The organism is Micromonospora sp. WMMC250 (genome assembly GCF_027460215.1).
Lineage (GTDB): Bacteria > Actinomycetota > Actinomycetes > Mycobacteriales > Micromonosporaceae > Micromonospora > Micromonospora taraxaci.
Genome location: NZ_JAPZBJ010000002.1, coordinates 5,604,697 through 5,631,266, shown reverse-complemented (window position 1 = coordinate 5,631,266; position 26,570 = coordinate 5,604,697). Strand labels below are relative to the sequence as shown.

The window sequence follows — 26,570 nt, the reverse complement described above, 5'->3', positions numbered from 1 at the left end:
CCGGTGACCCTTTCCTGAATCGTTTAGTCGGAATGTGGTCAGTCCACTGGCTCGGGCTGACCGGCGCCGATACGGTGCCACCGATTTCCGTCGTGATCGGTGAAGGTGAGATCCACCAGAACGGTGTCGGCCGGGCGCAACCGGTGTTCGGCCGTAACGGTGACGAAGATGTCCTGCGTGTCGCGGCCAGGAATCCGGCGGACGTGTTTCGCGGCGGCCAGCTCGGCGGACGCGCCGTCCGGGTCGTCCGGCGCGACGACCCGGGCCAGCACCGCCACGTCCAGCACCGGCGCGTCGCTCTCGTTGGCCACCGTGACCCGCAGGACCGACGTGCCACGGATCTCGACCACCGCCGACACCAACCGTGCCTGGGCGGCCCGGATCCGCAGGTCGTCGCTGCGCCGGGCGCGGATCTCCCGCCGCAGTCCAAGGTAGACGAACAGCACACTGGCGATGGAGCCGACCGCGCCGAACCAGTCCGGTACGGAACCCCAGTCGACCACGTCCTGGATTGGCGACCAGTTCATCAGTCCATCGTGGATGCCCCTGTCGAGTGCCACACACGTCGGATCGGTTGGATTCGACTGCGAAATGGGAATCGGGACACCGATTACGGTCATCCGCGTGGACTAAACGGTGAGTGTGCAACACCGCACGACGGTGGATAGGCTTGCTGTCGACGTGGTGTGGTCGACAATCCCTCCGACTGTCCATCAGATGGACAGGATCTTCCGCCGACCCCACTGCAATATCACCACCGAAGGGGGACCGCATTGACTGCGGACGTTCCACCCGAGGATGTCACAGTGCCCCGGCCTGCGTACGACCGGCCGAGTCGCGTCTCCGTGGACCCACCGCTCGGGCGACTCGACAGCCCATTGCACGGCCGCGACGGCCTGATCGACGAGATCGTGCGGCCCTCGGAAGGCACCGAGGGGCCCTCGGTGCACATCCTGTGCGGCATGGGCGGCTCCGGCAAGAGCCACGTCGCCCTGGAGATCGCCCGCCGCGCGCGGGCCGACGGCCGGACGGTCTGGTGGGTGCAGGCGGGGCGGCTCAACTCCGGCATGCGGGAGGTGGTCAGCCAACTCGGCGCCTCGGAGACCCAGGTCGACCAGGCCTGGGCCGGGATGATCAGCGCCACCGACCTGGTGTGGCGCTACCTCAACCAGGCCGCGCAGCCCTGGTTGCTGATCTTCGACAGCGCGGACGAGCCGGCCACCCTGGGCCCCACCGACGGGGTGCTCGCCGACGGCACCGGTTGGTTGCGCCGCCCGGAGGCCGAGGACGGCGTGGTCATCGTGACCACCCGGGACGGCAACCGGGCCACCTGGGGCACCTGGTCGACGCTGCACCAGGTGCGCCCACTGGACGCCGACGCCGGTGCGCAGGTGCTGATCGACCGGGCCGGTCAGCAGGCCGGTGACGTCGCCGACGCCCGGGAGTTGGCCCGGGAGCTGGGCGGTCTGCCCCTCGCCCTGCGCGCCGCCGGCAACTACCTGAAGTCGGTCAACGCCAGCCCGGTCTGGCGCGGCTCGTCCACCATCACCACCTTCGCGGACTACCGGGCCGCCGTGCAGCGCCGGTTCCGCGCACCCCTCGACGCCCCCGACGTCGACCTCGACGAGTCACTCGGTCTGGAGATCGTCCGCGAGGTCGACGACCTGTCCCTGGACCTGCTGTCCCGCCGCAAGCTCCAGCAGAGCCGGCCGCTGCTCAACGTGCTGGCCTGCCTGAGCGTCTCCCCGGTGCCCTACGAGGTGGTGCTCAAGCCGGCCATCCTGGCCGAGTCGCCACTGTTCAAGGGCCTCACCGGCCAGCAACGGGTAAAGGTGCTGGAGGGCATCGCCGACCTCGCCCTGGTCGACTTCGACGTCCAGGACGAGGTCACCGATCCGGCGTTCGCGCACGTGCTGTCGCTGCACCCGCTGGTGCACGCGATGTTCCGCGACCGCGACGAGGTCCGTGAGCAGATCGCCGAATACCACGGGCTGGTCATGAAGCTGCTGCTCGCCGCCACCGAAGGGCTGAGCCCGGACGACTCGGCGGCCTGGACCAACTGGGACGTCCTGGTGCCGCACCTCGTCGAGGCCGTGCGGGAATACCTGGTGCCGCAGAAACACAAGCACGACCCCGAGACGGTACGCCGCGCACTGGAGCTGGCCCGACTCACCGCCCGCTACCTCATCGCGATCGGCCTGCCCGGCTCGGCCTTCGACATCCTCGACCCGATCGTGCGGGGCTGCGCCGCGTACGACCACGACCTGGACCGGCCGCAGGTGCTGGCGCTGCGCCACGAGTTGGGCCGTACCTGGCTGGAGCGCAACCAACCGGAGATGGCCGACCGGGTGCTCCGCGACGTGATCGCGGACCGCACCCGGGTGTTGGGCAGCGACGACGCCGACACCCTCGCCAGCCGGCACAAGCTCACCAAGGCGATCATGGCGCAGCGCCAGTGGCCGGAGGCCGAGACGGAGCTGCGGCAGATCGTCGCCGCGGAGGACCAGGTCCGCGGCCCGGAGCACTGGGACACCATGATCGTGCGGCACAGCCTGGCGCTGGCGGTGCTCGCCCAGCAGCGGGCACCCGAGGCCGAGGAGATGCTGCACGCCATCCTGGAGGTCCGCTACCGGACCTGGCCGCTCAACCAACCGGAGACCTGGCAGGCCCGGCACACGCTGGCCCGCTGCATGCAGGCGCAGGGGCGGCTGGCCGAGGCCGAGGCCGAGCTGCGGGCCACCCTCGCCACTGTGGAGCCCCGGCACGCCGACCGCAGCGAGGTTCTGGCCATCCGGGCCACGCTGGCCGCGGTGCTGCTGCTCGACGGGCGACTGGAACCAGCCATCGAGGAGTACGAGCGGCTGCTGGCCGACCGTCGGCGACTACTCGGGGACACCCACCTGGACACTCTCCAGATCGAACACGCGCTGCGCCGCCTGCGAAACGGCGACTGAGCGGGTCAGTGCGGGGCGGCCGGGCCCAGGTCGCTCGGGTCGGTGTTGCCACCGCAGATGACCACTGCCACGCGCTCCCCCGGCTGTGGCACGTACGCCCCGCCGACCAGCGCGGCCAGCGCGGCAGCGCCACCCAACTCGGCGGCGACCCGCAGCTCCGACCAGAGCAGCCGGCGCGCCCGCACCAGGTCCTCGTCGCGGACCAGCACGGACTCCACACCGGTCCGAACGGCGGTGTCGTAGGCGATCTCGCCGATGCGACGGGCGCCCAGCGAATCCGTGGCGATGCCACCGACCTCGATGTCGACCGGCCGGCCGGCCTTGAGCGCCGAGTGCAGGGTGGGGATCTGCTCGGGCTCGACGGCGACGACCCGCACCGACCCGTCGAACCAACTGGCGATGCCGGACACCAACCCGCCGCCGCCGACCGCCACCAGCACGGTGTCGATCCCGTCGACCTGCCGTTCCAACTCCCGGCCGACGGTCCCCTGACCGGCAACCACCTCCGGCTGGTCGTACGCGTGCACGACCAAGGCGCCGCTCTCCGCGGCCCGCTGCGTGCTCGCGGCCAGGGCCTCGGCGTAGTGCTGGCCGACCTGGCGCACCTGTGCGCCGAGCCCGGCCAACCGCTGCACCTTCACCGGTGAGGCGGTGACCGGCACGAAGACCTCCGCCGGAACGCCCAGCGACCGGGCCGCGTACGCGACGGCGAGGCCGTGGTTGCCACCCGACGCGGCAATCACCCCGGCCGCCGGCAACGATCCCTGGAGCATCCGGTTGAACGCCCCGCGCGGCTTGAACGAGCCGGTGTGCTGGTGCAACTCCAGTTTGAAACTGAGCTGCCCCGGCACCCCCAGGTCGGCACCGTCGACGGCGATGACCGGGGTTTCCCGGACCCGCCCCTCGACCAGTGCCGCAGCCGCCTCGACGTCGCTTCTGTCCACCATGGGAAACGCCCTTCGCTACGACCAGAGGGCCAGTCGACCGTCGTCGGTGAGCCCGACAAAACATCCTATGGAGATCCGGCGGCCATCGGTCGCGGGACGCACCGTGTGATAGTGCCGGGGATCGAACAGGAAACCCTCCCCGAGCGTGGGCCGCAGCGTCAACGACTGCGTGTCGGCGGTCACCGACTCGTCGAAGCCGTACCCGCCGGGGATCCGCCGCTCCTCGTCGCCCGGCTGCCACCGCCGCCGCCACAGCACCGTCTCCCCGCCTGCCGGCGGCACCCGGATGTAGATGTTGAACGCCAACTGCGCCACCACGTCACCGTCGAGCAGCCGGCCCGCGTACTCCCGGACCGCGTCGTCGAAGTGCACCTGGAGGCCGGCGTTGATCTCCCGGACGATGCCGACGTGCATCTCCCGACCCTGCCGACGACCGGGTGCCACATCCGGCCAGGCGGTCCGGAACGCCGCCAGGCACAACTCCCGTGGCGAGTCCGGCAGACCCAACGTGGACCAGCTCTTGTCGGCCGCGCGGGCCGCGTCCCAGTAGTCGTCCCGCAGCTCACCGGCGGCCCGGTGGTCGTTGATGGCCGGGCCGAACTTGGCGACGACCGGAAAGACCCGACTCTCGTCGTAGCGGTCCATCGGCGCGTCGGCAAGCGCAGCCGTGATCGCGTGACAGCGGGCGGCGGACAGCAGCCCCGGCACCCGGATGGCGGCCAGCCGCCCCGCGATGAGCCCGGCGACGTCCGCGCGGGTGAGCGAGTCTGATTCGACGGCGACGAACAATGGATCGGTACTGCTCGAATGCTGCACGGCGGTCCTCCCGTAACGAAGATCCCTCACCGGACATGTCGCGCCCCCCGACCCGCACCGTGCAATGTACAAACCGTCGGCAAGACCGGCTTTACGCAGTTCCGGGCGGGGTGGCACGGCCGCCGCTACCATCGGCGCAACCGGGGTACGCGACACCGAGCCGTACGGCGGGAGCTTTCCACCGATCGGAGAATGGTGACGATTCCCGACGTGCCGCATGATGCGATTAGCTCGAACGCTGACGAGGAGTTCGATATGGCTGGCGCCGGTCCGACGGATCTTGACTTGCACGTCGACCGCCTGGAAATGGCACGTCGAATAGCCCGGGAGATGATCGAGTCCGATCACCTGGCCCTGGAGCTGGCGGTCCGACAGCGCCCCCAGTGCTGGTCCCGCCGCGCGGTCGGCCACGGCTCCCGCGCCGACGCAACGGCCTACTGACCCTCTCGTACGCTGCCCCAGGCCCGCACCGCACCGGCGCTGATCCTCGCTCTGCCGGTCCTGTGTGCGACGCTTCGTCGGTGACTGACCTCGGCATCCGCCCGGCCGCCTCCGCTGATGTCGAATTCCTGGTCGACATGCTCGTGGAGGCCGTGAACTGGCTACCCGAGCGCAACTGGTCCCGCGAACAGATCCTGGCGAACCCCGCGCTGGCCCACTACGTCGCCGACTGGATGCGGCCGGACGACTTCGGCGTGGTTGCGGTGGACCCAACTGACCAGCCGGTCGGCGCGGCCTGGTTCCGATTCCTGACCGCCGCTGATCCGGGCTACGGGTACGTGAGTGACGAGGTTCCCGAGCTGACCATCGGCGTGGTGGAGTCCTGGCGGGGCCGGGGTGTGGGCCGAATGCTTCTACGCGCTGTTCTGGACGCCGCACGAGCACGTGGCATCCGCACGGTGTCGCTGAGCGTGGAGCGGGCCAACTTCGCCGCGAGGCTGTACGCCGCCGAAGGCTTCCGCACTGTCGAGTCGTTCGAGGACGCGGACACGATGGTCGCTGAGATCTAGGGCTGACACCGCTCGCTCAGCAGCGGATACTTCGCTCATGACTCTGGCGCCGTCGCGCACCCACCTCGTTGACGCGCGCTCATCCTTCCTGGTGCTGGCCGGCTGGTACGTAGCTGTCGTCGTTGCGTTCGGCCTGTTCCTCAGCACCCTCTCCGGGGCGGTCCCGGCAGGCTGCGGCGAGGTATGCGAGTCCGAACGGTCGCGGGCGCTGCTCTTCGGGCTCTACGTGGCCATGCCCGCGCTGTTCCTCGCACTGCTGGTCAGCCTGGCGATGCTCGCGGTTCTCGTATCCCGTACCCGGATCCGCTCGTCGGCAGTGGTGGGGACCCTGTCCGCGGTGCTTCCGCTGGCCGCGTGCGGACTCCTGACCACCATCCTCTGACCGCCACAGCTCGCATCAGATCAGCCGCTGGATGCGGATCTTCGGACGCTCGTTCCGCAGGTGGCCGTGTTTGTGCTGGCGGATCTGCTCGTCCCAGACCTCCTGGTCGTAGTCGGGGTCCGGCGGGATCCACTTGTGAGAGCCGTCGCTGTAGTGGAACTTCTCGTCACCCCGCCGAAGGATGCTCATCGGGTCCAACCGAGGAAGCGACGGTGCAGAACCCCGGCAGGCATCCAGGTCAGGTCCTGCGAGGCGCAGACCAGTTGAGCACCCATGTAGAGCGCCAGGGAAACGGCTGCGCCCTCGTACTCAGCGCGTAGTTCCTGCTGTCGCGTCTGGCAGGGCCAAGGCGCGTTGCAGCCTCCGCAGGTCCAGATCGGCATCACCGGGCCGTGGGTGGTCACTGTGGGACGCCGATGAGATGTACGAAGTGCGCCCGCCTCTGGGCCCAGTGCAGTCGCTCTGGGCAGGGGTGGGGCCGACCGCACCGGCACAGGTCGAGTCCAACCTCGTCGTGGCGTGTCAGGAGTACGTCGGCGGCGTCGACTTGACCCCGGGCATGGTCGGTGAGGGCTTCCCAGCCGCAAATGGCAGCCACCCTCACTCCGTCAGGCCTGCACGGTGACGGTGCCAGCGTGCCTCCGCCATGACAGCGGTGGGGTTGATGTCGCCCGTGGCGATGCGGCTCCGGGTAACATCGAGCCGCAGCGATGACGCGACGGGCTGCTCACCGCTCGCGGTTAGCAGGCCTTCGAGGGCGAGGCGTGCCAGGCGGCACGACACAAGTCGGTCGGCCTGTAGCGGACCAACGCTGGGGTAGTGGCCGGCACGGCCGGGGCGGTGGTCCTCCCACAGTGCTCGGCACAGACGCCACAGCAGCCGGTGGCGACAGCCGTCAGGCGGTTCGACCGGTGGGTTCTCGACATCGAACAACATGCCAAGACGGTCCCGCTTGCCGCGGTCTCGCGGCCATGTCCGCCAGCCATATCACGGTGACATGAGCGGGCTCGACCTACACGAGTACCAGACTTAAGCTCCAGGTTGAGCACGATGCGTAGTCGCTCGACAACGGTGGGAGCGGTTGTGCCACTCGACCACTTTCGGATTCCGGACGACTTCTGGGCACGGGAGGACGTCAGGACCGCAGTGCGCGTCCGCGACATCGGCACTCTGTTCCGGCTGCTTGCCCGGCACACGGGGGCGAGCCAGACACGCATCGGGGCCGTGGTTGGCCTGGAACAGGGCTACGTCAGCCGGGTGATCGCCGGGCGGAAGGTGACCTCCATCGACGTGCTGGAGCGGATCGCCGACGGCTGTGGGATGCCCGCCGAGATTCGTATGTCGCTCGGCCTTGCACCCTGCCGCCAACCACATCACCTCTCCCCCGCCAGCACGCGTGGTGATGTGCCAAACGACCAGTCCTGGCGCGAGACCGTCCGCGCCACCACACAGCTGTGGGAAGGCGACGTGAACCGCCGAGACATGCTCCGTCAGACAGTGTTCAGCTCCGCTGGCTACACCCTGCCCGCGCTGCGCTGGTTCACCGCCCCCACCACACAACCCGTCGGACAGAGAGGTCACCGACCGGTCGGTCAACCCGACATCGACACCATCCGCGAAATGACCTCCACCTACCGGCGACTCGACAACCAGCACGGCGGCGGCCACGCCCGCGAAACCCTCGCCCGCTACCTCAACCACGAGGTCACGCCCCTGCTGACCGAGGGACGCTACGATCCGGCGACCGGCCGCAAGCTACTCGCCGCCGTCGCCGAGTTGACTCAGCTCGCGGGCTGGCAGGCATACGACATGGCCGAACACGGCCTCGCCCAGCGCTACCTCACCCACGCTCTCGACCTCGCCCGAGCTGCCGCCGATGCTGGACTCGGCACCGAAATCCTCGCCGCCATGAGCCACCAAGCCACCTACCTCGGCCACAACGCCAGCGGCATCGATCTCGCCCGCGCCGCCCGACAGACGGCACAACGCGCCGGCCTGGCGGTGCTGACCGCCGAAGCGCTGGTCATGGAAGCTCATGCTCACGCCGCCGGGCGCGACGAACGTGCCTGCACCACCGCACTGCACCAGGCAGAACAACTGCTCGACCGCGCCGACCGCAGCAGCGACCCGCAATGGCTCGGCTACTTCGACGAGGCGTACCTGTCGGCGAAATTCGGCCACTGCTTCCGCGCCCTCGGTCGCCACCAGCAGGCCGAACGCTTCACCGTCCGGTCGCTGCAGATGGACGAACGCTACGTCCGGGGAAAGGCCTTCAACCTCACTCTCCTCGCATCCATCCATGCCCATCACGGCGAGCCCGATCGCGCCAGCGCCATCGGGGCCGAAGCGCTCACGCTGACCTCTCAACTGCGGTCAGCCCGAGCCGTCCGGTACCTACGCGACCTACAGACCGAACTCACAGCACACCGCCGCCGGCCAGCCGTCCGACACTTCATCAACCGCGTCGACGCGACCCTCGGTCAACGCCGCTGATTACAGGTCACCCCGGGCCTTGCGCGCGACCAGCTCCAACACCGCGATCACCGTGCCGGACCCCACGATCTCACCCCGGAACACGAGGTCGCGCGCTTCCGCCAACGGCACCCAGGCCACCCGCTCGGCCTCGTTGACGTCAGATGGCGAACCGATATGGGTCGCATCGCGTGCGAGAAACAACAGATTCTCCGCATCCGCCGTCGCCACCCACGGCTGGAACGACAGCATCGGCTCCACCGAACCCGGACGCCATCCGGTCTCCTCCTCAACCTCCCGGACCGCGCATGCCGCCGGCTGCTCGCCGTCATCGACGTAGCCCCCAGGCAGCTCCCACACCCACCGGTCGAACACGAACCGGTGCCGCCGCATCAGCAGCAGGCGCTCCTGCTCGTCAAGCACAGCAACCATGGCTGACCGGGGCGCACGGATCACGTACTGCTCGAAACGGACCCCATCCGGCAGCTCCACGTCGGCAATGCTCAACCGCGCCCGTCGGCTGCCGTCCACTACCCGCTCACCGTGAATCGTCCACCGCGTCGACTCGGTAACCTGCTCCTCCGTCACCCGCCCAGTATCCGACCATTGGCGGGACATCATCGCTGCGCCTCATGACGAAAATGCCGCTCCATCCGATGCCGAGCCTCCTCGGGAGTCGGAACCTCGGCGGCGGCAGGCGCAGTTGCCACGCCCCTCCCGAAGCTAGATCGAGTCTTACTTCGGAGCGATCTACCTAAACCCAAGGGTCGATGACGCGAGGGAGGCCCACCCACCGTCACCACTTCAGTTGGCAGTGGGAAGTCGCCCGACCAGATCAGCCCTCTGCCCTTCCCCTCGTAGCGTGGAGGCCAGAGCTTGAGGGATAGAGGTTCATGGCTGAGACGAGACGCCAGTTCGATCCGGAGTTCCGGGCGGGCGCGGTGCGCATCGTGCGGGAGACGGGTAAGTCGATCGCGCAGGTCGCTCGTGACCTGGGGATTAACAGTGGGACCCTGGCGAACTGGGTGAAGAGGGACCGCGAGGCGCGCGGTGAGGCCGCTGCCGGGCAGTTGGCTGAGGACGAGCGGGCGGAGCTGGCGCGGTTGCGGCGGGAGAACGCCGAGCTGGCGATGGAGCGTGATGTCCTCAAGCGATCCGTGGTCCTGTGGGTCAAGGAGGCGACGGGCCGGTGAGCGTGGCCGGGTTCATCGCTTCCCAGAGGACCGAGCATTCCGTGCCGCACGCGATCGCCTGCCGGGCGTTGGGGGTGTCCGAGTCGTGGTTCTACAAGTGGCGTGACCGGCCGCCAACGCCCCGCGATGATCGGCGTGCCCGGCTGGCAGCCGCGGTCCAGAAGGTGTTCGACGACTCGGGCGGCACCTACGGCAGCCCGCGTATCGGCATCGAGCTGCGCGAGTCCGGCTGGCAGGTATCGGACAACACGATCGCGCAGCTCATGGCCGAGCTGGGCTTAACCGCCCGGGTCAAGCGCCGCCGGCGCGGCCTGACCCGCCAAGGTAAGCGTCCGGCCGCACCGGACCTGGTCAAGCGGGTGTTCACCGCACCGGCACCGGATGTCGCCTGGTGCGGCGACATGACCGAGATCCGCACCGACGAGGGCAAGCTCTACCTGGCCACCGTCATCGACCTGTACTCCCGTCGCATCCTCGGCTACGCCATGGGCGCCCACCACGACGCCGGGCTGGTCGTCGCCGCGCTGAACATGGCCGCCGTCACCCGCGGCGGCAACGCCGAAGGGGTGATCTTCCACAGCGACAGGGGCAGCGAATACTGCTCGGCCGACTTCGCCCGAGCCTGCAACCGGTGGAGGGTACGCCAGTCGATGGGCCGGGTCGGGTCGTGCTTCGACAACGCCGTCGCCGAGGCCACCTTCTCCACCATCAAGGTCGAGTACGTGCACCGCCGTCACTTCCGCACCCGTACCGAGGCCCGCCTGAAGATCGCCACCTGGATCACCGACTTCTACAACCGGCGCCGCCGGCACTCCGTCTGCGACTGGCGCTCACCCATCGACTACGAGCGATCAGAGACCCGCGCCCTGGAGGCCCAGGCCGCATAACGGAGCCCTCCACGATTCCAGGGGATTGACATTCGAACGCGGCCTGCGCCTGGTCGACGGCCTCCGTGTCAGTGATGCCCGCCCTCTCCGCGTAGAGCTGTGCCAGCACAAGAATCATCGTCCCAGCGGCCTTGTTGAGGACGTTGTACTGCTCTTGGAAAACCCGGATGAGGTCGTCGGGACTCTCCGCGACCACCTCCAATTGGCCGTAGACAATCGTCCACATGTCACCACTGGTGCCGGTCGCGGTGTCGTTGATGACCTCTCGCGTGAGGTTGGCGAGCTGGTTGCAGGCGGCTAGGAGCTGTTCGTCTTCGGCATCCATAACGGCACGCTACCTTCGGGCCCGCCGCTTCTGGACCGTGGCTGGCCGCGGTCATGATGGCAGGGTGACGAAGCTCCTAGACTGGATCTCCCGCCGTCTGGCCATCTGGTTCACCGCCAGCGCACTCCTGGCGGGCGGATCGATGTGGTTCATTGCAGCTATCTACCGTGCGCCGGCCGCTGAGGAGCAGCCGAAGGTCACCGACTGGATGCAGGCATGGGGGAGCATCCTCGGCGTGGTCGCCGGCTTGGCGGCGGCAGGTGCCGCCGCGGCTCTCTTCTTGCACGAGCGGCGACGGTCTGAGAACGCCGAACGGCAGCTCGTCGAGGAACGGGAGGAGGCCGCTCTGAATGCGCCTCGAGCAGTGGTAGCCACGCCTGCCCGGTTCGGCACGTTCGGGGGCGACAGTAATGCGCACATCAGCGAAGTGGTGCTCACCGTCCACAACTACGGGTCGAACCCGATCCGGAACCTCGCCGTCATCGTGACTCTGCCGAAGGACGGTAGGCACTTGATTCTGCCCCAACACGAAGGGCTCGGTCCGGGCGACAAGCACGACTTCAGGCAGCGCTACCAGGCCGGACTTCGTGTCCCCGGCCCGTGGTCACCCATCATGGGTAGAGCGCCCGTCACCGTCTGCTTTATCGATCACACCAACCAGGCGTGGCGGCGGACAAGTGACGGCGGTGCGGAACGGACGACTGTGCCCTACCCGTTCCTCGAGGAGGCGCTAAGCACCCTGGGATCTCTCGCCGAGTGGGACTGACCCGGCTGGCTCAGCAAGATCGGTTCGCCGTCACGTCTTATCCGAGGGGCACACCATGTGGTCGGGGTCCCACCACAACACATGGAACACATCCTCGACCCGGAACCCCCAAAGCCGCTTCGGACCAGAGATCCGGAACCGGAAGAGTTCGTCGGTCACCTCATTGAGCCTCAGATCCGCTAGGCGGGCTTGCGCGGTGGAGCCCACAGTTTCCGTGGAGTAGCTGTGGTGCTTCTTGTGACGCTTGTGGCTTGGGCCCGTCTCCTGCGACAGGATCTCGCCCCAGGTCAGGCGAGAAATCTCGCACAGGAAGTCCAGGACTTCCCAAGCATCGTGGGTGCCTGCCGCTGGCCAACTCCACGCACCGTCAAAGGCCCTGTCGACATGCTGGAAAGAGACGACCAGTCGTCGGTCGTTACCGGGCGGCCGGAGGATCGCCTTTGGCTGGCGCTCCCCGGCCGCCTTGGTAAGCGTCCCTGCCTTGACCTTCGGTCTCTTCGGCGACACGGCGGGTTAGCGGTACGCCGCCGAGTCGCTGGCCCAGTCTCCCCAGGGCAGCTCGTCTACCGGCACGGCATCTTCCGCGGTGTCGATCGTTGAGTAGTACTCGGCCATCACCTCTGTCGTGATTTCCGCGTCAGAGCGTGCCGTGGGGGGGAGGCCGTGGCGGGCGTTGATCCACGGATCCTCGCCGTGGGTCAGGTGACTCAACTGCCGGGCGTCGAGGTGGCCGTAGTTGTCCAGCACCGCGTCGATGGTGCCCCGCTCGGCTGCGTTGAGATTGTCGGGGTCACCCAGCGGCCACTGATCGACAGCGAACTTTCCGCGATGAGCGTCGTAGAGTTCGCGAATGACCGGGCCATTCGCCCAAGCCTCGATCCTCTCCGGAAACAGAGGGCTGTCGGCCCAAACAAGGTGCCAGGCCTGGGAGTAGTAGACGAGTTTCTGCAGCTTCATGGCCGACGTCTGTCCGCGGCGGGACAGGATGTACGCGGCCACGTCGTGCGCGTTAGCCATGTTGATCACTCCTTGGCGGGGAGGGGGTCCCGCTCTGGGGGGCCAAGGGTAACTGCTGCCTACGTCACTCCTGTGCTCAACGGTACCTTCGCCTGACCGTTACGGGTCCGTTTTGCCAGTTGGGAGCGGTTCATCACGAGTGCGCTGAGCGAAGGATCGGCTCTCTTGCGCTCGAACCGCTGAGACAGGCCGGCACATACAAGTGTCCATGGAACGAGCAACCGCAGGCCGAATCGGCGCCCACACCTGGGGGGACAAGACTCCAGGTTGGTCCGCCGCGACCGAGCCCGCCCGCCGCGCCGCTACGTAGAAGTGGCTGCGCGAGGTCCAGGCCGAGTTCCCCGACCTGGACCTCGCGCAACATTGGAAGACATTGAAAGACCGCGACGGGTGTTTCGCAGTTCAGAGCCTAGATCGGAAAACCCTTCGACGTATCAGGTGACCGCTGGCCTACTTCCAGCGGAAGTGGACGAAGAGACGGCCGAAGTTCTTCGAGTCCTTCTCCACCCGGTGGTAGAGCTGCTTGACGTCCTTCTGGTCGAGGAACCGCAGCACGCGCTTCTTGAGCTGACCGGACCCCTTACCGGGGATGATCTCGACGAGGGTGGCCTTCTTCGCCACCGCCTCGTCCATGATCCCGCGTAGCGCGCGGTCGATGTCCTGGCCCTTGTTGAAGATGTCGTGCAGGTCCAGCTTGAGCTTCATGCCGCAGCCCCCGGCCGGTCAGGTCCCATGTCCGCCATCCTAGGCACGCCGGACGGCACGCCCACCAAACGACCGGGGCCGCCCACCGAACGCCCAGGGCAGCAGCCGGACGACGAAGGGGCGGCCCCGGAGGACCGCCCCTGCCACGTCACCGGTCCACGCTCAGCGTGTGCCGCCCACTCGGGTCTCCACCCGCTCCAGCGCGGTCCGGTAGTCGTCGTTGGTCGCGTACATGGCGGCGGCGATCCGCAGGTGCCGCAGCGCGTCGTTGTGCCGGTTCAGCCGCTCCAGCGTCCGTCCGAGCACGTGGTGCGCGTAGTGGTCGCTGGGGTCCCGGTCGATCAGCTCCCGCAGGTGCTCCTCGGCCCGGTTGAGCTGGGCCGACTGGAAGTACGCCCGGGCCAGTAGCTGCCGAACTGCCGCGTTGCCGGGTTCGGCGTCGACGATCGGCTCCAGCAGTCGGGCCGCTCCGCTCGGGTCACCGGTTTCGAAGAACATGGTCGCCCGCCGGTAGTCCGCCAGAAGATCCATCTGCCCCACCCCCTCGGTCGCACCGTCACCTGTTCCGACGCTGGCACAACACCGGACGTTTGGCGACTGTTCCCGGGAGTCGAATAGGGGTCAGGTGCGGGCGTCCCGACGTCCGGCGGAAAGCTCCCAAGCACGGACACCACCGACGATTCCGGCGGTATTCGGCACCACCACCACGTCGTCGCCCATCCGGGCGAGCTGCTCGGGCCGGATCAGTCGGGAGTTGCCCCCGCCCAGGTAGAGCCGGTCCCACCGGAACACCGGGCGCAGCCCGTCGACCACCTGCCGGATCCGGCGGGACCAGAAGGCGTCGCCGAGCCGTCGGCGTTCCGGCTCACCCACGTACGTGTCGTAGGTGGTGCCCCACCGCACCGGCGCGTGCGACAGCTCCAGGTGCGGAGCGAGCACCCCGCCGTCGAAGAGCGCGCTGCCCAGCCCGGTCCCCAGGGTCAACACCAGCTCGCAGCCGGTGCCGGCGACCACCCCGGCACCGTGCACCTCGGCGTCGTTGAGCACCAGCGCCGGCACCCCGAACGCGTCCGCGAGGGCGCCCCGGGCGTCCCAGCCGGACCACTCGGCGAGCAGGTCCGGGTCGACGCGGCTGCGCGGGCCGCTGCGGGTCACGTAGTGCGGCGTGGCGACGACCACCCCGTGCCGGATCATCCCGGGTACGCCGACGGTCAGCCGGTCCGCCGTCGGCAGGCGTCCGCCCAGATCCAGCAGGGTCGAGACGAAAAGCGCAGGCGGCAACGGGTACGGGGTGGGCACCCGCAACGGTCGGGCCCGCATCGTGCCCGCCTCGTCCAGCACGGAGGCCTTGATGCCTCCGCCGCCGCAGTCGATCGCCAGTGTGGTCACCACGTCGTTGAGTCTGCCCGCTGCCGTCGGCTCGTATGCCGGCAGCCGGATAGGCTGCCGTCCTGATGAGCGCCACGATGATCGTCAAGGACCTGGCCGCCGGGCACGGCGACCGCTCACTCTTCGCCGGGTTGGACCTGGTTGTCGCCCCCGGCGACGTGATCGGCCTGGTCGGGCCGAACGGGGCCGGCAAGTCGACGTTGCTGCGTACCCTCGCCGGGTTGTTGCCGGTCGAGGCCGGCAGTGTCCGGCTCAGTCCGCCCACCGCGACGGTCGGGCACCTGCCGCAGGAGCCGGAACGGCGACCGGGTGAGACGGTGCGTGACTTCCTGGCCCGGCGGACCGGGGTGACCGCCGCGCAGGCGGCGTTGGACGCGGCGACCGAGGCGTTGACCGCCGGGACGGCGGGCGCCGACGACGCGTACGGCGACGCGTTGGAGCGCTGGCTCGCCCTCGGCGGCGCGGATCTGGACGAGCGCGCCGAGCAGGTGAGCGCCGACCTGGGTCTGGCGGTGGACCTGGACCACGCCATGACCGGGTTGTCGGGCGGTCAGGCGGCCCGGGCGGGGCTGGCGTCGCTGCTGCTCAGCCGGTACGACGTGTTCCTGCTCGACGAGCCGACCAACGACCTGGACCTGGCCGGGTTGGAGCGGCTGGAGGAGTTCGTCACCGGGCTGCGTGCCGGCACGGTGCTGGTCAGCCACGACCGGGAGTTCCTGACCCGCACGGTGACCCGGGTGTTGGAGCTGGACCTGCCGCAGCAGCAGGTCAACCACTACGGCGGTGGCTACGCGGCCTACCTGGAGGAGCGCGAGGTGGCGCGCCGGCACGCCCGCGCGGACTTCGAGGAGTACGCCGACACGAAGGCCGGTCTGGAGGCGCGGGCCCGCACCCAGCGTGGCTGGATGGAGAAGGGCGTGAAGAACGCCCGCCGCAAGGCCACCGACAACGACAAGATCGGTCGGAAGTTCCGGAGCGAGGCGAGCGAGAAGCAGGCCGGCAAGGTCAAGCAGACCGAGCGGCTCATCGAACGGCTCGACGTGGTCGAGGAGCCCCGCAAGGAGTGGGAGCTGCGAATGGAGATCGCCGCCGCGCCCCGCGCCGGCGCCGTCGTGGCCACGCTGCGCGGCGCAGTGGTACGTCGAGGGTCGTTCACCCTCGGCCCGGTCGACCTCCAGATCGACTGGGCGGACCGGGTGGCGGTCACCGGGGCGAACGGCTCGGGCAAGTCGACACTGCTGGCCGCGCTGCTCGGCCGGCTGCCGCTGGACGCCGGAACCGCCTCGCTCGGGCCCGGCGTCGTGGTCGGTGAGGTGGACCAGGCCCGCGGGTTGTTCCTCGGTGACGCGCCGCTGATCGACGCGTTCCACGCCGCCGTACCCCACATGTCGCCCGCCGACGCGCGGACCCTGCTGGCGAAGTTCGGGCTGCGTGCGGCGCACGTGCCCCGCCCGGCGGCCACCCTCTCCCCCGGTGAGCGGACCCGGGCGGCGTTGGCCCTGCTCCAGGGCCGTGGGGTCAACCTGCTGGTGCTCGACGAGCCCACCAACCACCTGGACCTGCCCGCCATCGAACAGCTCGAATCGGCGCTGGCCACCTACCCCGGAACGCTGCTGCTGGTCACCCACGACCGGCGGATGCTGGCCGCCATCGAGACCAACCGGCGCCTGCGGGTCGACGGCGGGCGGATCGCCGAGGATTGATCCGGGCCCGCGGGCCGCTGCGGGGTGAGAATGACGCCATGCTCAAGTGGGAGTACGCCCTGCTGGTCCGCCGCCGCCAGGCGGCGACCAACGACCTCGGCTGGGAGGTCGTGTTCGTCTGGTACGGCCCGGACGGCTCGATGGTCGACGTGACGCCCTACGGCGACACCTCGCTGGCCCACCTGAACCGGGCCGGCGACCAGGGCTGGGAACTGGTCGCGATGAGCGAGGACCCGTCCCTGCCCGGGAACCACGAGTTGCACCGCTATCACCTCAAGCGGCCGAAGCCGGCCGACCCGCCGCCCCGTCAGCGGATGCGCGGGGGCCGCCGCACCCTCTCCGGCTGACCCGGCCGCCCGAAGTGGCCGCTCGGGGCATGGCCCGCCCACCACGTAGGCGCCCCGCCGTATGGCCGCTCTGGCCCGGCTGCCCGCCGCGTGACCGGTCCGGCTTGGCCGCTCGGGGCGTGGCCGCGCGGCGCGTGATCACTCCGTCGCCGCCCGGCCCGTAGTCGCTCGGACCCGGCCGCTCAGCGTGGCCATTTTGCGAGGCCCAGACCTTCCGCGGGCGGTCTGACCGGGTGGCGCTGACTGGGCCCGGTGTTCCCAGTGAGCGATATACCTGTGAGTCATATTTATGACTCACAGGTATATCGCTCACCGGAGTAATGCCCGCCGGACAGCCGAGCTACCGCTCCGCCAATGCGGTCACGGGCCAGGCCGGACCAGGGCTCGACCCAGGCAGGTCGCGGCTTTCCGGCCGGGGGCCAGGCTGCGGCTGTCCGCTGACGAGCGCGCCGATCCGCTGCCCGAGCCGGTCCGCGGGGCATACCGGGCGCTATTGCGGGTATCGCGCGGCGGGAGGTGGCCCGAATGGTCGCTTTGGCACAGACTCCGCCCTCGGCCGACCGGCTGCGGGCGATCGACGACTTTCTCGCCCAGGCGTGGGCGGACCAGGTCCGGCACGACGACCGGCTGCGGGACCTGGCGGTGGAGGTGCGGTTCGACCGGGGGGTGGCCCACCTCAGCGGGGACGTCGCCGAACCCGCCGAGTTACGGCTGGTACGCGACCTGGTGGGGCAACTGGCCGGCGTCTACGGCGTCTGGTGCCGGGTCGGCATCGACGGACGGGCACCGGTGGTGGTGGACCTCGGTTGCGGGCCGACCAAGCAGTGGTCGAGCAACCTGGGACTGGACATCTACCCCGCGCCGGGGGTGAACGCGGTCGCGGACCTGTCCGGCTCCCTGCCGCTGGCGGACAACTCGGTGGACGTCCTCTTCGCGGTGCACATCCTGGAGCACCTGATCGACTTCCTGCCGCTGGTGGACGAGTGCCACCGGGTGTTGCGTCCGGGTGGCGTCCTGCACGTGATGAGCCCCTGGTGGGGGCACGTGAACGCGGTCGCCGACCCGACCCACGTCCGGTTGATGGACGTGCAGACGTTCAAGGGGATCTGCCAGGGCCGGCCGCCGGGCACCCCGCGGTGGTACCCGCTGCACGCGGGCTGCGACGGCGCCTCGATCTTCGCCGACCTGACCCCACTCCCCCCGGACGCCGACCTGGCATCCAAGCCGCACCTGGCCCGCTTCTTCGACTAGGGCCTGTGTCGAAGTCCTCGATCGAGCCGAGGCGGAGTCCGGGCGGCGGTCCGGCAAGGCGGATGGTCGTTCGGATACCGGTGTTGTATCCGGGCGACCATCCAACGCGGCCGGTCGTCGTCCGGGCCCGCCGCAGGCCGGCCAGGGGCTTCGACACAGGCCCTAGCAAGTCCTCGTGGACTCGCGCAGCTCCAGGCGGTAGGGAGCGGAGAGCGCCTTCGCGGGGGCGGCAGGGTCGCCGTCCAGGCGGTTGGCCAGGAGTTCGACAGCCAGGTGGGCGATCCGTTCCTTGTCCGGCGCGACGGTGCTCAGGGTGGGGATGGAGAACCTGCCGTCCTCGATGTCGTCGAAGCCGACCACCGCCACGTCCTCGGGCACCCGCAGGCCGGCCTCGTGCAGAGCGCGCAGGGCGCCGAGGGCCAGCGTGTCGTTGAAACAGAAGACGGCGTCGGGGCGTACCCCGGAGGTGAGCAGGCCGCGCATCGCGGCCGCGCCGTCGGCGCGGTGCCAGGCCGGCGCGGGCGCCACCAGGGCCTCGTCGTGGTCGAGCCCGGCGGCGCGCAGCGCGTCGGCGTAGCCGGCCAGGCGCAGTCGGGCGCTGGCGCCCTCGTCGGTGCGCTGGGAGCCGATGGCCGCGATCCGGCGGTGGCCGAGCTTGATCAGGTGATCGGTGACCTCCCGCGCCGCGGACACGTTGTCGATCACCACGCGATCGGCCGGGCCGTGCGCGACCCGCTCGCCGAGCAGCACCATCGGCGTGCCGTCCAGGCCGGCCAGGTCCTCCGCGGTGAGCGCCAGCGGGCTGACGATGAGCCCGTCGATCAGGTGGTCGGTGATGCCGGAGGCGACCACCCGTTCCTGCTCACGCCGGCCGCCGGTCTGGTCGATCAGCACCGTCCAGCAGTACGCGGCGGCGGCGGTGACCACGTGGCGGGCCAGCTCGGCGAAGTACGGGATGTCCAGTTCCGGAACGGCCAACGCGATCACGCCGGTGCGGCCCTTACGCAGGTGCCGGGCGGAGAGGTTGGGCCGGTAGTTGAGCTCGGCGAGCGCCTCTTCGACGCGGGCCCTGGTGTCCGGCCGGACGTGCACGTAGCCGTTGACGACGTTGGAGACGGTCTTGACCGACACCCCGGCGCGCTCGGCCACGTCCTTGAGCCTGTGCCGCACGTCGCAACCTCCCCGATGTGACCCAGCGCACCGTACCGCGCCGGTGCCGTCGCCACGGTGCCCGTGAACGATGCGCGAAAAGGCCCCCGCCGAGGCGGGGGCCTTTCGGTGTGGCTGATGTTAGGCGCTCGGTTCGCGCGGCTGCGGGGCGGCGACGGCCGGCTCGTGGCGGGCCAGCCGGTTGCGGCGGTAGCCGTAGCCGAAGTAGATGAGCGCGCCGAGCAGCATCCAGGCAAGGAACCGCAGCCAGGTCTCCACCGACAGGTTCAGCATCAGGTAGAAGCAGGCCAGCGCGGAGACGATCGGCAGCACCGGGGAGAACGGCACCCGGAACGGCCGCTCCAGGTCGGGGCGCTTGCGGCGCAGGATCGGCACCGCTACCGACACCAGCACGAACGCGCAGAGCGCGCCGATGCTGACCAGGTCGGCCAGAGCGGACAGCGGCAGGAACCCGGCCAGCAGCGCGACCGCCACCGTCATGATCGCCGAGATCCGGTACGGGGTGCCCCAGCGCGGGTGCACCTTCGCGATCGAGGGCGGGATCAGGCCGTCCCGGGCGATGGCGAAGCCGATCCGGCCCATGGCCACCAGATCGACCAGGATGACGCTGGTCAGGCCGGCGACAGCGGCGATGGAGACCAGCACGGCGGCCCAGCCCGCGCCGACCGATTCGAAGGCCGACGCGATCGGGGCGCCACGGTCGATCTCGGTGTACGGCACCATGCCCACCACGACCAGCGAGACGCCGATGTACAGCACTGTGGAGATCAGCAGCGTGCCGAGCAGACCCAGGGTGAGGTCCCGCTTGGGCTTGCGCGTCTCCTCGCCCAGGTTGGCCACGGCCTCGAAGCCGGTGTACGCGAAGAAGACCACAGCGGCGGCGCTGAGCACTCCGACGAAGCCGAAGACCGACGGTTCCAGCCCGAAGAGGGCCTGGGTGACCGGCTGCTTGATGCCGTCGTCGCCGCTGCCGGCGGGCTCGGCCGGCGGGATGAACGGGGTGAGGTTGGCGGCCCTGACGAAGAACAGACCGGCCACCACCACGAAGACGCAGATGGCCACCTTGACCAGCACCAGCAGGTTGGTGATCCGGGCGGACTCGCGGATGCCGACGATCGCGACGACGCCGAGGATCAGCACAATGGCGATGGCGCCGAGGTTGACTGTGCTGCCTTCCTCGCCGAACCAGCGGGTCGGCAGGTCGAGCAGTTCGGCGAGATAGCCGGACCAGCCTCGGGCGACCACGGCGGCACCGAGCGCGAACTCCAGCAGCAGGTCCCAGCCGATGATCCAGGCGACGATCTCGCCCATCGTGGCGTACGCGTAGGTGTAGGCGCTGCCCGCGGTCGGCACGCTGGAGGCCAGCTCGGCGTAGCAGAGCGCGGCGAGCAGGGCCACCACGCCGGCGATGGCGAAGGAGATCACCACGCCCGGCCCGGCGCTGTCCCGGGCCTCGATGCCGGTGAGCGTGAAGATCCCGGTGCCGATCACGATGCCGATGCCGAAGCCGGTGAGGTCGAGCGCCCCGAGCCGCCTCTTCAGCCCGAGCCCGCCTTCGGAGCCGTCCGCCTCACTCTGGGCTATCACGTCCTTGATCGGTTTTGTGCGCAGCACGGACACGCGGTCACCCCTCCCACCGTGCGACCACCTGGTGGCGGCCGGTGACCGGCGTTGCTACCCAGCGGCGGGAATGGTCAACCACGAACCCTTGCGGTTCTCACCCGATTGTGAAAATTTCCTACCAGCGGTAGATAGCCATCGGCGAATCTTGCCGAACCGCCGCGTTGATCACACGGGAGCCCCAACGAAGGGACACACCGCATGAAAGCAACTCGTTTCGGAGCCGCCGGGCTCGTCACCGCCCTGCTCGGCACCCTCGTCGCCGCCACCCCCGCGCACGCGAACCCTCGTACCACCAGCACCGACACCACCACCTGCACCACCGACCCGGCCACGCCGAAGCGGCAGTTCCGCGCGATGTGGATCTCGTCGGTGGTCAACATCGACTGGCCCAGCAAGGCGTCCCAGACCAGCCCCGACCGGATCACCGCCCAGCAGACCGAATACCGCGCACTGCTCGACCTCGCCGAGCGACTGCACCACAACGCGGTCGTGGTGCAGGTCCGGCCCACCGCCGACGCGCTCTGGCCCTCGCCGTACGAGCCCTGGTCGGAGTACCTCACCGGCACCCGTGGGCAGGACCCGGGCTGGGACCCGCTGGCCTTCCTGGTCGACGAGTCGCACAAGCGCAACCTGGAATTCCACGCCTGGTTCAACCCGTACCGCGTCTCCATGCCGGCACCCGGCGGCGCCGGCGCGGACCTCAGCCAGCTCGCCCCCGGCCATCCGGCCCGGCAGCACCCGGACTGGACCTTCGCCTACCCGCCGGCCGGCGTCGCCGGCAGCCGGCTCTACTACAACCCCGGCATTCCCGAGGTACGCGAGTTCGTGCAGACCGCGATGATGGACGCGGTCCGCCGGTACGACGTCGACGGCGTGCACTTCGACGACTACTTCTACCCGTACCCCAGCGGCGCCTACCAGGTGCCCGACGACGCCACCTTCGCCGCGTACAACAGGGGCTTCACCGACCGGGCGGACTGGCGGCGGGACAACATCAACCTGCTGATCCAGGAGATGAACGGCAAGATCAAGGCGGCGAAGCCGTGGGTGAAGTTCGGGGTCAGCCCGTTCGGCATCTGGCGCAACAAGGCCGTCGACCCGCTCGGCTCGGACACCACCGGCAGCCAGTCCTACGACATCATCTCCGCCGACACCCGCACGTGGATCAAGCAGGAGTGGATCGACTACGTCGTGCCGCAGCTCTACTGGTACATCGGCCAGTACCCGGCCGCCGACTACGCCCGGCTGGTGCCGTGGTGGGCCGAGACGGTGCGCGGCACCCGTGTGCAGCTCTACATCGGCCAGGCCGACTACAAGAGCGGCGATCCGGCGTACGGGTCGTACTGGCAGAACCCGCGTGAGCTGTCCGACCACCTGACGCTCAACAGGTCGCACCCGGAGGTGCAGGGCAACGTGCACTTCTCGGCCGTTCAGGTGCGGGCCAACCGGCTCGGCGCGACCGACATCTACGCCGCCGAGCACTACTCCCGCCCGGCACTCGTACCGGCGATGCCACACCTGCCGGCCAAGCCGTTGCTCTTCCCGGTGGTCACCAAGACCACCCGGCAGGCCGACGGAGTCCGGCTGACCTGGCGTCAGCCGGCTGACGGGGTCGGCCCCCTCGGCACCGCCACCTCGTACGCGATCTACCGGTTCGACGGCACCACGTTGCCCGACCGGTGCGGCACCGCGGACGCGGCGCACCTGGTCGACACCGTGCGGGCCACCCCCGGTGCGGCCCAGTCCTGGGTGGACACCACCGCCGTGCCCGGCCGGCGCTACACCTACCAGGTGACCGCGCTGGACCGGTCGGCCAACGAGAGCTCTGCCAGCCCACCGGCGTTCAGCCTGCGCTGACGCGCCTTTCCCGAATGCCCCGGACGTCCCGACGTCCGGGGCATTCGTCTGTTTCGACGTATGTCACCAATAGTTGGCGACGCGCATACCACCTAGTTGATCAGTTGATCGACACTGATCGACATCCGGTGACCCGCCGGTAACTTCCGTCCCACCCGCCCACCCCGCGGAGGTAACCCGTGCCCCGACGTCTCGCCACACTGTTCGCCTCGGGCGCTCTCGCGCTGCTCGCCACCCTCGTCGCCGCCTCCCCCGCCGCCGCCGTCACCCCCGCCGAGAAGCTGTCGGTGCTGTCCAGTTGGACGCAGACCAGCGCGTCCAGCTACAACTCCTGGAACAACGCCCGGGTCAACCGGGCCCCCTGGGCCGAGTACAACTTCAACTGGTCCACCGACTACTGCTCGTCCAGCCCGGACAACCCGCTCGGGTTCACCTTCAACCTGGGCTGCTACCGGCACGACTTCGGCTACCGCAACTACAAGGCGGTAGGCCAGTTCCCGGCCAACAAGTCCCGCCTGGACAGCGCCTTCTACGAGGATCTCAAGCGCGTCTGCACCACGTACAACACCGTCGTCCGTCCGGCCTGCTACAGCCTGGCCTGGACCTACTACCAGGCGGTCAGCATCTTCGGCTCGGTAGCTGCCGTCCAGCAGGCCGACATCGACCGCGCCGCCCGAATGAAGGCCCAAGCCGAAGCCGCCGCCTCCCGCGCCTAACCCCCCAACCCCCCACCCCACCCCCAACCCCCACCCCTCGCCGCGGTGATCAAGAGGTTTGCGTCAGAATCCGGGCTCCGGATGACGCAAACCTCTTGATCACGATGGCACCGCGGCGCAGTCTCGCGCTGGCCAGGGAGCTGGTGGGGTCAGGCGCGTTCGGTGCGAGACGCCGGGTGGCGGTCGGGGTCGGTGTCGGTGTCGGCGGGGAGGCGTGGGGTCGGCTGGGACAGGCCCGTGCTGAAGCGGGTCGAATCCGCTGCCAGATCCGGATGTTCCACGTCGAGTGCCAGCGCCGCCGCCTCGTCCAACCCCAACTCGGCACCCTCGCCGTACGCGTCGTCGAACGCCGTGTCACCCAGCACCGTACGCAGCTCCGCCTGCTGTTCCGCCCAGTAGCCGCCGTAGATGCCCGGGGTCGCCCGCATACTCGCCCGGGTGGCCTGCGCCGCCCCGAACAGGCGGGCGGCGGTCAGCCGCTCCCCGCCGATCGCACAGCGCACCGCGATCGCGTTCAACGTGTCGCACGCGCGGCCGTGATAGCCGTGGCCCATCCGGGAACGCAACGCCACCAGCAGATGCTCGTGTGCGGCGACGACATCGCCGCGGGCCAGCGCGACCATGCCGAGCAGCATGTCCACCGATCGCCGTCCCCGCTCCACCGGCCGGGTCGCCTCCACCGGGCGGACCGCGGCCAGCAGTTCCGCCGCCTCCTCCAGCGCACCCCGCCGCCACAGCAGCTCGGCCAGGCTGAACACGGCGAACAACGCCTCGCCGACCACGTCCTGCCCGTGCGCCCAGTCGATGACCTCCCGGCACACCCGCTCGGCCTCGACGAACTGTCCCATGTCCACCAGCGGCGCTGCCCTGCCGGCAAGCACCCGCGCCAGCAACCCCGCGTCACCGGCCTGCCGGGCGGCCGCCTCCGCCCGCTGCGAGTAGCGCAGCTCCTCGGCGAACTCGCCGTCGGCACCGGCGTGCAACGAGTGCATGTGGTAGGCCGCTGCCAGCTCCGACTCGGGGATCCGTTCCCCCGTCTCGGCGATCCGCCCGTACAACCGGAACAGCCACAGCCGCCCCTCCCGGGCCAGGCCCCGCTCGAGCCACCACTGGTCCAGGCCACCGGCCAACCCGAGACCGGCACGGGCGCTGCCACCGGTGGCACACCACCGCAGCGCGGCACGCAACTCCCCGGCCAGCGGGTCCAGTGCGTACAACGACAGCGTGACCGGTCGACCGTCCTGACCCAGGTGTGCCCGGTCCAACGCGTGCGCCGACCACGCCACGTGCCGGTTCCGGGCGGCCTGCTCCTCGCCTGCCTCGGCCAGCCGTCGCGCCGCGTACGCCCGGATGGGGTCGAGCATGCGGTAGGAGCTGCCGGACGCGCGCGGCTCGGCCAGGACCATCGACTTGTCCACCAGCACCGAGAGCGGGTCCAACGGGTCGTCCCCCAGCAACCACTCCACAGTCGCCAGGTCCACCGGCCCGGCGAAGACCGCCAGCCACCGCAGCAGGCGGGCGGCCCGAGGCCCCAGCGTCCGGTACGACCAGGTGACGGTGGCCTGCATGGTCAGGTGCCGCTCGGTGGCGGAACGCTGCACCGCCCTGCTCGCCGGAGTGGGCGGCGACACCCCGGCAGCCGCGGCGACCAGGTCCACCGTGTCCTGCTGGTTTCCGGACCAACCCCGCTCGACCGGCGGCGGCTCCGGGTCGTCCCGCCCGGCGTCCAATGTGCCGAGCACGTCGTCGAGCCGCTCGGCGAGCTGGCCGACGGAGAGCACCCGCAGTCGGGCGGCGGCCAACTCGATGGCGAGCGGCAACCCGTCCAGCCGCTGCACCACCCGGCGCAGGTCGGCGGACTCGGCCGGGTCCGGCTGCCGACCGCCGCGCGCCGCCGCCGTCCGGTCCAGCAGCAGCGCCACCGCGTCGCTCTCCGCGCCCTCCGTCGGCGGGTCGACGGCGAGCGGCGGGATCCGCCACACCACCTCACCCGGCAGGCTGAACGACTCCCGACTGGTGGCCAGCACCCGCACACCACCCCCACCGGACAGCAACCGCGCGATCACGTCCGCGCAGGCGGCCGGTTGGGTGTCGCAGGTGTCCAGCACGACCAGCATGCGGCGGTTGGCCGCGTACTCGACCAGGGTGTCCACCATCGGGCGACCCGGCTCGGGTCGCAGGCCGAGCACCGCGGCGATCGCGAACGCCACCAGCCCCGGGTCGGTCACCGCGGCGATGTCGACGAACCAGACCCCATCGGGGTACGCCTCGACAACTCCGCTGGCCAACTCGACAGCGAGCCGGGTCTTGCCCGCCCCGCCCGCGCCCAGCACGGTGACCAGGCGGTGCTGCCGTACCAGGATGCCCAGCTCGATGCGCTCGGTCTGCCGGCCGACGAACGAGGTCACCTGGGTCGGCAGGTTGTGCGCCACGGTGTCGGCGGTACGGGGGCGGGGGAACTGCCGCTCCAGGCCCGGCGCGACCAACTGGAACAGTCGTTCCCGGTCGTCGAAGCCGCGTAGGCGGTGCAGCCCCAGGTCGAGCAGGGCCGCACCCGGCGGCAACGGCTCGGCCCGACGTGCCGTGGACGCCGAGCAGAGCACCTGCCCGCCGTGCGCGGCGGCGGCCACCCGGGCTGCCCGGTGCACCTCGGGGCTGGCGTACTCACCGTCGCGCGGCTCGGCATAGCCGGTGTGCAGACCCATCCGCACCCGGGGCGCGGCTTCGGGGGTGGGCCAGTCGTGGCTGGACAGTGCCCGCTGGGCGGTCAGGCACGCGGTCATCGCCGCGGTCGCGTCCTCGAAGGCCAAGAAGAACGAGTCGCCCTCGGTCAGCAGCTCCGCGCCACCCGTGCTGGCCAGCGTCCGGCGCAGCAGCCGCCGGTGCTCGGCGAGCACCGGACGGTAGTCCGGGCCGAGCAGCTGGGCCAACCGGGTCGAGCCCTCGATATCGGTGAACACGAAGGTCACCCAACCGCTCGGGAGCTGGATCCGTGGCGACATGCGTGGAACCTCCGCCCGTGACGTCGGATTCATGCTGC

Annotated in this window: 27 protein-coding genes and 1 pseudogene; 13 read left to right on the top strand and 15 right to left on the bottom strand. The window is 69.9% G+C overall.

What is annotated here, in order from left to right; genetic code table 11:
* Window positions 1-38: 38 nt before the first annotated feature.
* The gene (locus O3438_RS25475; RefSeq protein WP_269682245.1) at window positions 39-527 is read right to left on the bottom strand and encodes a hypothetical protein; all 489 of its coding nucleotides are present in this window, start codon (window positions 525-527) and stop codon (window positions 39-41) included.
* A 279-nt stretch (window positions 528-806) separates the two neighbouring features.
* Here O3438_RS25475 and O3438_RS25470 point away from each other — a divergent pair, with 279 nt between their 5' ends.
* Window positions 807-2,954: a tetratricopeptide repeat protein gene (locus tag O3438_RS25470; protein ID WP_269682244.1), complete on the top strand. Its 2,148-nt coding sequence runs from the start codon at window positions 807-809 to the stop codon at window positions 2,952-2,954.
* Window positions 2,955-2,959: 5 nt separating this feature from the next.
* Here O3438_RS25470 and O3438_RS25465 read toward each other — a convergent pair whose 3' ends face one another.
* Window positions 2,960-3,901 carry a threonine/serine dehydratase gene (locus O3438_RS25465; protein ID WP_269682243.1) on the bottom strand — a complete coding sequence of 314 codons (942 nt, stop codon included), beginning with the start codon at window positions 3,899-3,901 and terminating at the stop codon, window positions 2,960-2,962.
* A 15-nt stretch (window positions 3,902-3,916) separates the two neighbouring features.
* Window positions 3,917-4,717, bottom strand: coding sequence for a 2OG-Fe(II)-dependent halogenase WelO5 family protein (locus O3438_RS25460; RefSeq protein WP_269682242.1), 801 nt, complete (start codon window positions 4,715-4,717; stop codon window positions 3,917-3,919).
* Window positions 4,718-4,912: 195 nt separating this feature from the next.
* On the opposite strand from O3438_RS25460, the gene O3438_RS25455 reads away from it, so the two are divergent.
* The 3 genes from O3438_RS25455 to O3438_RS25445 all read left to right on the top strand — a co-directional run bounded on the left by O3438_RS25455 (window position 4,913) and on the right by O3438_RS25445 (window position 6,109).
* Window positions 4,913-5,158: a hypothetical protein gene (locus O3438_RS25455; protein ID WP_269682241.1), complete on the top strand. Its 246-nt coding sequence runs from the start codon at window positions 4,913-4,915 to the stop codon at window positions 5,156-5,158.
* An 80-nt stretch (window positions 5,159-5,238) separates the two neighbouring features.
* Window positions 5,239-5,727, top strand: a complete 489-nt coding sequence (locus O3438_RS25450; protein WP_269682240.1) for a GNAT family N-acetyltransferase — start codon at window positions 5,239-5,241, stop codon at window positions 5,725-5,727.
* A gap of 37 nt (window positions 5,728-5,764) precedes the next feature.
* Window positions 5,765-6,109 carry a hypothetical protein gene (locus O3438_RS25445; RefSeq protein ID WP_269682239.1) on the top strand — a complete coding sequence of 115 codons (345 nt, stop codon included), beginning with the start codon at window positions 5,765-5,767 and terminating at the stop codon, window positions 6,107-6,109.
* A gap of 15 nt (window positions 6,110-6,124) precedes the next feature.
* Here O3438_RS25445 and O3438_RS25440 read toward each other — a convergent pair whose 3' ends face one another.
* From O3438_RS25440 to O3438_RS25430, 3 genes and pseudogenes are all read right to left on the bottom strand, one after another.
* Entirely contained in the window at window positions 6,125-6,298 is a 174-nt protein-coding gene (locus O3438_RS25440; RefSeq protein WP_269682238.1) for a hypothetical protein, read from the bottom strand.
* Window positions 6,298-6,513, bottom strand: a pseudogene (locus O3438_RS25435) (hypothetical protein); the annotation flags it as partial. The pseudogene O3438_RS25435 and the gene O3438_RS25440, both read right to left, overlap by 1 nt.
* A gap of 196 nt (window positions 6,514-6,709) precedes the next feature.
* Complete coding sequence (locus O3438_RS25430; RefSeq protein WP_269682237.1) at window positions 6,710-7,045, bottom strand: hypothetical protein; 336 nt, start codon at window positions 7,043-7,045, stop codon at window positions 6,710-6,712.
* 147 nt (window positions 7,046-7,192) lie between these two features.
* Here O3438_RS25430 and O3438_RS25425 point away from each other — a divergent pair, with 147 nt between their 5' ends.
* Window positions 7,193-8,602: a helix-turn-helix domain-containing protein gene (locus O3438_RS25425; protein WP_269682236.1), complete on the top strand. Its 1,410-nt coding sequence runs from the start codon at window positions 7,193-7,195 to the stop codon at window positions 8,600-8,602.
* On the opposite strand, the gene O3438_RS25420 is transcribed toward O3438_RS25425, so the two are convergent.
* On the bottom strand, window positions 8,603-9,169 hold the full coding sequence (locus O3438_RS25420) for an NUDIX hydrolase (protein WP_269682235.1): 567 nt from the start codon (window positions 9,167-9,169) through the stop codon (window positions 8,603-8,605).
* Between the two features lie 305 nt (window positions 9,170-9,474).
* On the opposite strand from O3438_RS25420, the gene O3438_RS25415 reads away from it, so the two are divergent.
* The 3 genes from O3438_RS25415 (at window position 9,475) to O3438_RS25405 (ending at window position 11,752) form a co-directional block, all read left to right on the top strand.
* Window positions 9,475-9,774 carry a transposase gene (locus O3438_RS25415; RefSeq protein ID WP_269678633.1) on the top strand — a complete coding sequence of 100 codons (300 nt, stop codon included), beginning with the start codon at window positions 9,475-9,477 and terminating at the stop codon, window positions 9,772-9,774.
* Window positions 9,747-10,661, top strand: a complete 915-nt coding sequence (locus O3438_RS25410; RefSeq protein ID WP_332367468.1) for an IS3 family transposase — start codon at window positions 9,747-9,749, stop codon at window positions 10,659-10,661. Before O3438_RS25415 ends, O3438_RS25410 begins: the two co-directional genes overlap by 28 nt.
* A 389-nt stretch (window positions 10,662-11,050) precedes the next feature.
* Entirely contained in the window at window positions 11,051-11,752 is a 702-nt protein-coding gene (locus tag O3438_RS25405; RefSeq protein ID WP_269682234.1) for a hypothetical protein, read from the top strand.
* 30 nt (window positions 11,753-11,782) lie between these two features.
* On the opposite strand, the gene O3438_RS25400 is transcribed toward O3438_RS25405, so the two are convergent.
* The 5 genes from O3438_RS25400 to O3438_RS25380 all read right to left on the bottom strand — a co-directional run bounded on the left by O3438_RS25400 (window position 11,783) and on the right by O3438_RS25380 (window position 14,866).
* Window positions 11,783-12,259, bottom strand: a complete 477-nt coding sequence (locus tag O3438_RS25400) for a hypothetical protein (protein ID WP_269682233.1) — start codon at window positions 12,257-12,259, stop codon at window positions 11,783-11,785.
* Between the two features lie 6 nt (window positions 12,260-12,265).
* Window positions 12,266-12,769, bottom strand: a complete 504-nt coding sequence (locus O3438_RS25395; RefSeq protein WP_269682232.1) for a Panacea domain-containing protein — start codon at window positions 12,767-12,769, stop codon at window positions 12,266-12,268.
* Between the two features lie 450 nt (window positions 12,770-13,219).
* Window positions 13,220-13,474: a Smr/MutS family protein gene (locus tag O3438_RS25390; RefSeq protein ID WP_088987488.1), complete on the bottom strand. Its 255-nt coding sequence runs from the start codon at window positions 13,472-13,474 to the stop codon at window positions 13,220-13,222.
* A 162-nt stretch (window positions 13,475-13,636) separates the two neighbouring features.
* Window positions 13,637-14,005: a tetratricopeptide repeat protein gene (locus O3438_RS25385; protein ID WP_088987487.1), complete on the bottom strand. Its 369-nt coding sequence runs from the start codon at window positions 14,003-14,005 to the stop codon at window positions 13,637-13,639.
* Between the two features lie 90 nt (window positions 14,006-14,095).
* Window positions 14,096-14,866 (bottom strand): ROK family protein, encoded by a 771-nt coding sequence (locus O3438_RS25380; protein WP_088987486.1) that lies wholly within the window; start codon window positions 14,864-14,866, stop codon window positions 14,096-14,098.
* Between the two features lie 62 nt (window positions 14,867-14,928).
* Here O3438_RS25380 and O3438_RS25375 point away from each other — a divergent pair, with 62 nt between their 5' ends.
* The 3 genes from O3438_RS25375 to O3438_RS25365 all read left to right on the top strand — a co-directional run bounded on the left by O3438_RS25375 (window position 14,929) and on the right by O3438_RS25365 (window position 18,164).
* The gene (locus tag O3438_RS25375) at window positions 14,929-16,566 is read left to right on the top strand and encodes an ABC-F family ATP-binding cassette domain-containing protein (RefSeq protein WP_269682231.1); all 1,638 of its coding nucleotides are present in this window, start codon (window positions 14,929-14,931) and stop codon (window positions 16,564-16,566) included.
* Window positions 16,567-16,604: 38 nt separating this feature from the next.
* Window positions 16,605-16,913, top strand: coding sequence for a hypothetical protein (locus O3438_RS25370; protein WP_124822832.1), 309 nt, complete (start codon window positions 16,605-16,607; stop codon window positions 16,911-16,913).
* A gap of 525 nt (window positions 16,914-17,438) precedes the next feature.
* On the top strand, window positions 17,439-18,164 hold the full coding sequence (locus O3438_RS25365; RefSeq protein WP_269682230.1) for a methyltransferase domain-containing protein: 726 nt from the start codon (window positions 17,439-17,441) through the stop codon (window positions 18,162-18,164).
* A gap of 162 nt (window positions 18,165-18,326) precedes the next feature.
* Here the strand turns inward: O3438_RS25365 and O3438_RS25360 are convergent, their stop codons facing one another.
* Together O3438_RS25360 and O3438_RS25355 are read right to left on the bottom strand one after the other, a co-directional pair.
* Window positions 18,327-19,334: a LacI family DNA-binding transcriptional regulator gene (locus tag O3438_RS25360; RefSeq protein ID WP_269682229.1), complete on the bottom strand. Its 1,008-nt coding sequence runs from the start codon at window positions 19,332-19,334 to the stop codon at window positions 18,327-18,329.
* A gap of 120 nt (window positions 19,335-19,454) precedes the next feature.
* The gene (locus O3438_RS25355; protein ID WP_269682228.1) at window positions 19,455-20,954 is read right to left on the bottom strand and encodes an amino acid permease; all 1,500 of its coding nucleotides are present in this window, start codon (window positions 20,952-20,954) and stop codon (window positions 19,455-19,457) included.
* 201 nt (window positions 20,955-21,155) lie between these two features.
* Here O3438_RS25355 and O3438_RS25350 point away from each other — a divergent pair, with 201 nt between their 5' ends.
* Window positions 21,156-22,814 carry a glycoside hydrolase family 10 protein gene (locus O3438_RS25350; RefSeq protein WP_269682227.1) on the top strand — a complete coding sequence of 553 codons (1,659 nt, stop codon included), beginning with the start codon at window positions 21,156-21,158 and terminating at the stop codon, window positions 22,812-22,814.
* Window positions 22,815-22,993: 179 nt separating this feature from the next.
* Window positions 22,994-23,530, top strand: coding sequence for a phospholipase (locus O3438_RS25345; RefSeq protein ID WP_269682226.1), 537 nt, complete (start codon window positions 22,994-22,996; stop codon window positions 23,528-23,530).
* Window positions 23,531-23,679: 149 nt separating this feature from the next.
* Here the strand turns inward: O3438_RS25345 and O3438_RS25340 are convergent, their stop codons facing one another.
* Window positions 23,680-26,532, bottom strand: coding sequence for an ATP-binding protein (locus O3438_RS25340; protein ID WP_269682225.1), 2,853 nt, complete (start codon window positions 26,530-26,532; stop codon window positions 23,680-23,682).
* Window positions 26,533-26,570 lie beyond the last annotated feature (38 nt).

Bases quoted from the DNA above. Each gene is read 5' to 3' on its own strand.
- O3438_RS25440 (WP_269682238.1), bottom strand. From the start codon at position 6,298: ATGAGCATCCTTCGGCGGGGTGACGAGAAGTTCCACTACAGCGACGGC.
- O3438_RS25340 (WP_269682225.1), bottom strand. From the start codon at position 26,532: ATGTCGCCACGGATCCAGCTCCCGAGCGGTTGGGTGACCTTCGTGTTC.
- O3438_RS25375 (WP_269682231.1), top strand. From the start codon at position 14,929: ATGAGCGCCACGATGATCGTCAAGGACCTGGCCGCCGGGCACGGCGAC.
- O3438_RS25350 (WP_269682227.1), top strand. From the start codon at position 21,156: ATGAAAGCAACTCGTTTCGGAGCCGCCGGGCTCGTCACCGCCCTGCTC.
- O3438_RS25475 (WP_269682245.1), bottom strand. From the start codon at position 527: ATGAACTGGTCGCCAATCCAGGACGTGGTCGACTGGGGTTCCGTACCG.
- O3438_RS25390 (WP_088987488.1), bottom strand. From the start codon at position 13,474: ATGAAGCTCAAGCTGGACCTGCACGACATCTTCAACAAGGGCCAGGAC.
- O3438_RS25395 (WP_269682232.1), bottom strand. From the start codon at position 12,769: ATGGCTAACGCGCACGACGTGGCCGCGTACATCCTGTCCCGCCGCGGA.
- O3438_RS25415 (WP_269678633.1), top strand. From the start codon at position 9,475: ATGGCTGAGACGAGACGCCAGTTCGATCCGGAGTTCCGGGCGGGCGCG.
- O3438_RS25385 (WP_088987487.1), bottom strand. From the start codon at position 14,005: ATGGATCTTCTGGCGGACTACCGGCGGGCGACCATGTTCTTCGAAACC.
- O3438_RS25465 (WP_269682243.1), bottom strand. From the start codon at position 3,901: ATGGTGGACAGAAGCGACGTCGAGGCGGCTGCGGCACTGGTCGAGGGG.
- O3438_RS25365 (WP_269682230.1), top strand. From the start codon at position 17,439: ATGGTCGCTTTGGCACAGACTCCGCCCTCGGCCGACCGGCTGCGGGCG.
- O3438_RS25430 (WP_269682237.1), bottom strand. From the start codon at position 7,045: ATGTTGTTCGATGTCGAGAACCCACCGGTCGAACCGCCTGACGGCTGT.
- O3438_RS25445 (WP_269682239.1), top strand. From the start codon at position 5,765: ATGACTCTGGCGCCGTCGCGCACCCACCTCGTTGACGCGCGCTCATCC.
- O3438_RS25370 (WP_124822832.1), top strand. From the start codon at position 16,605: ATGCTCAAGTGGGAGTACGCCCTGCTGGTCCGCCGCCGCCAGGCGGCG.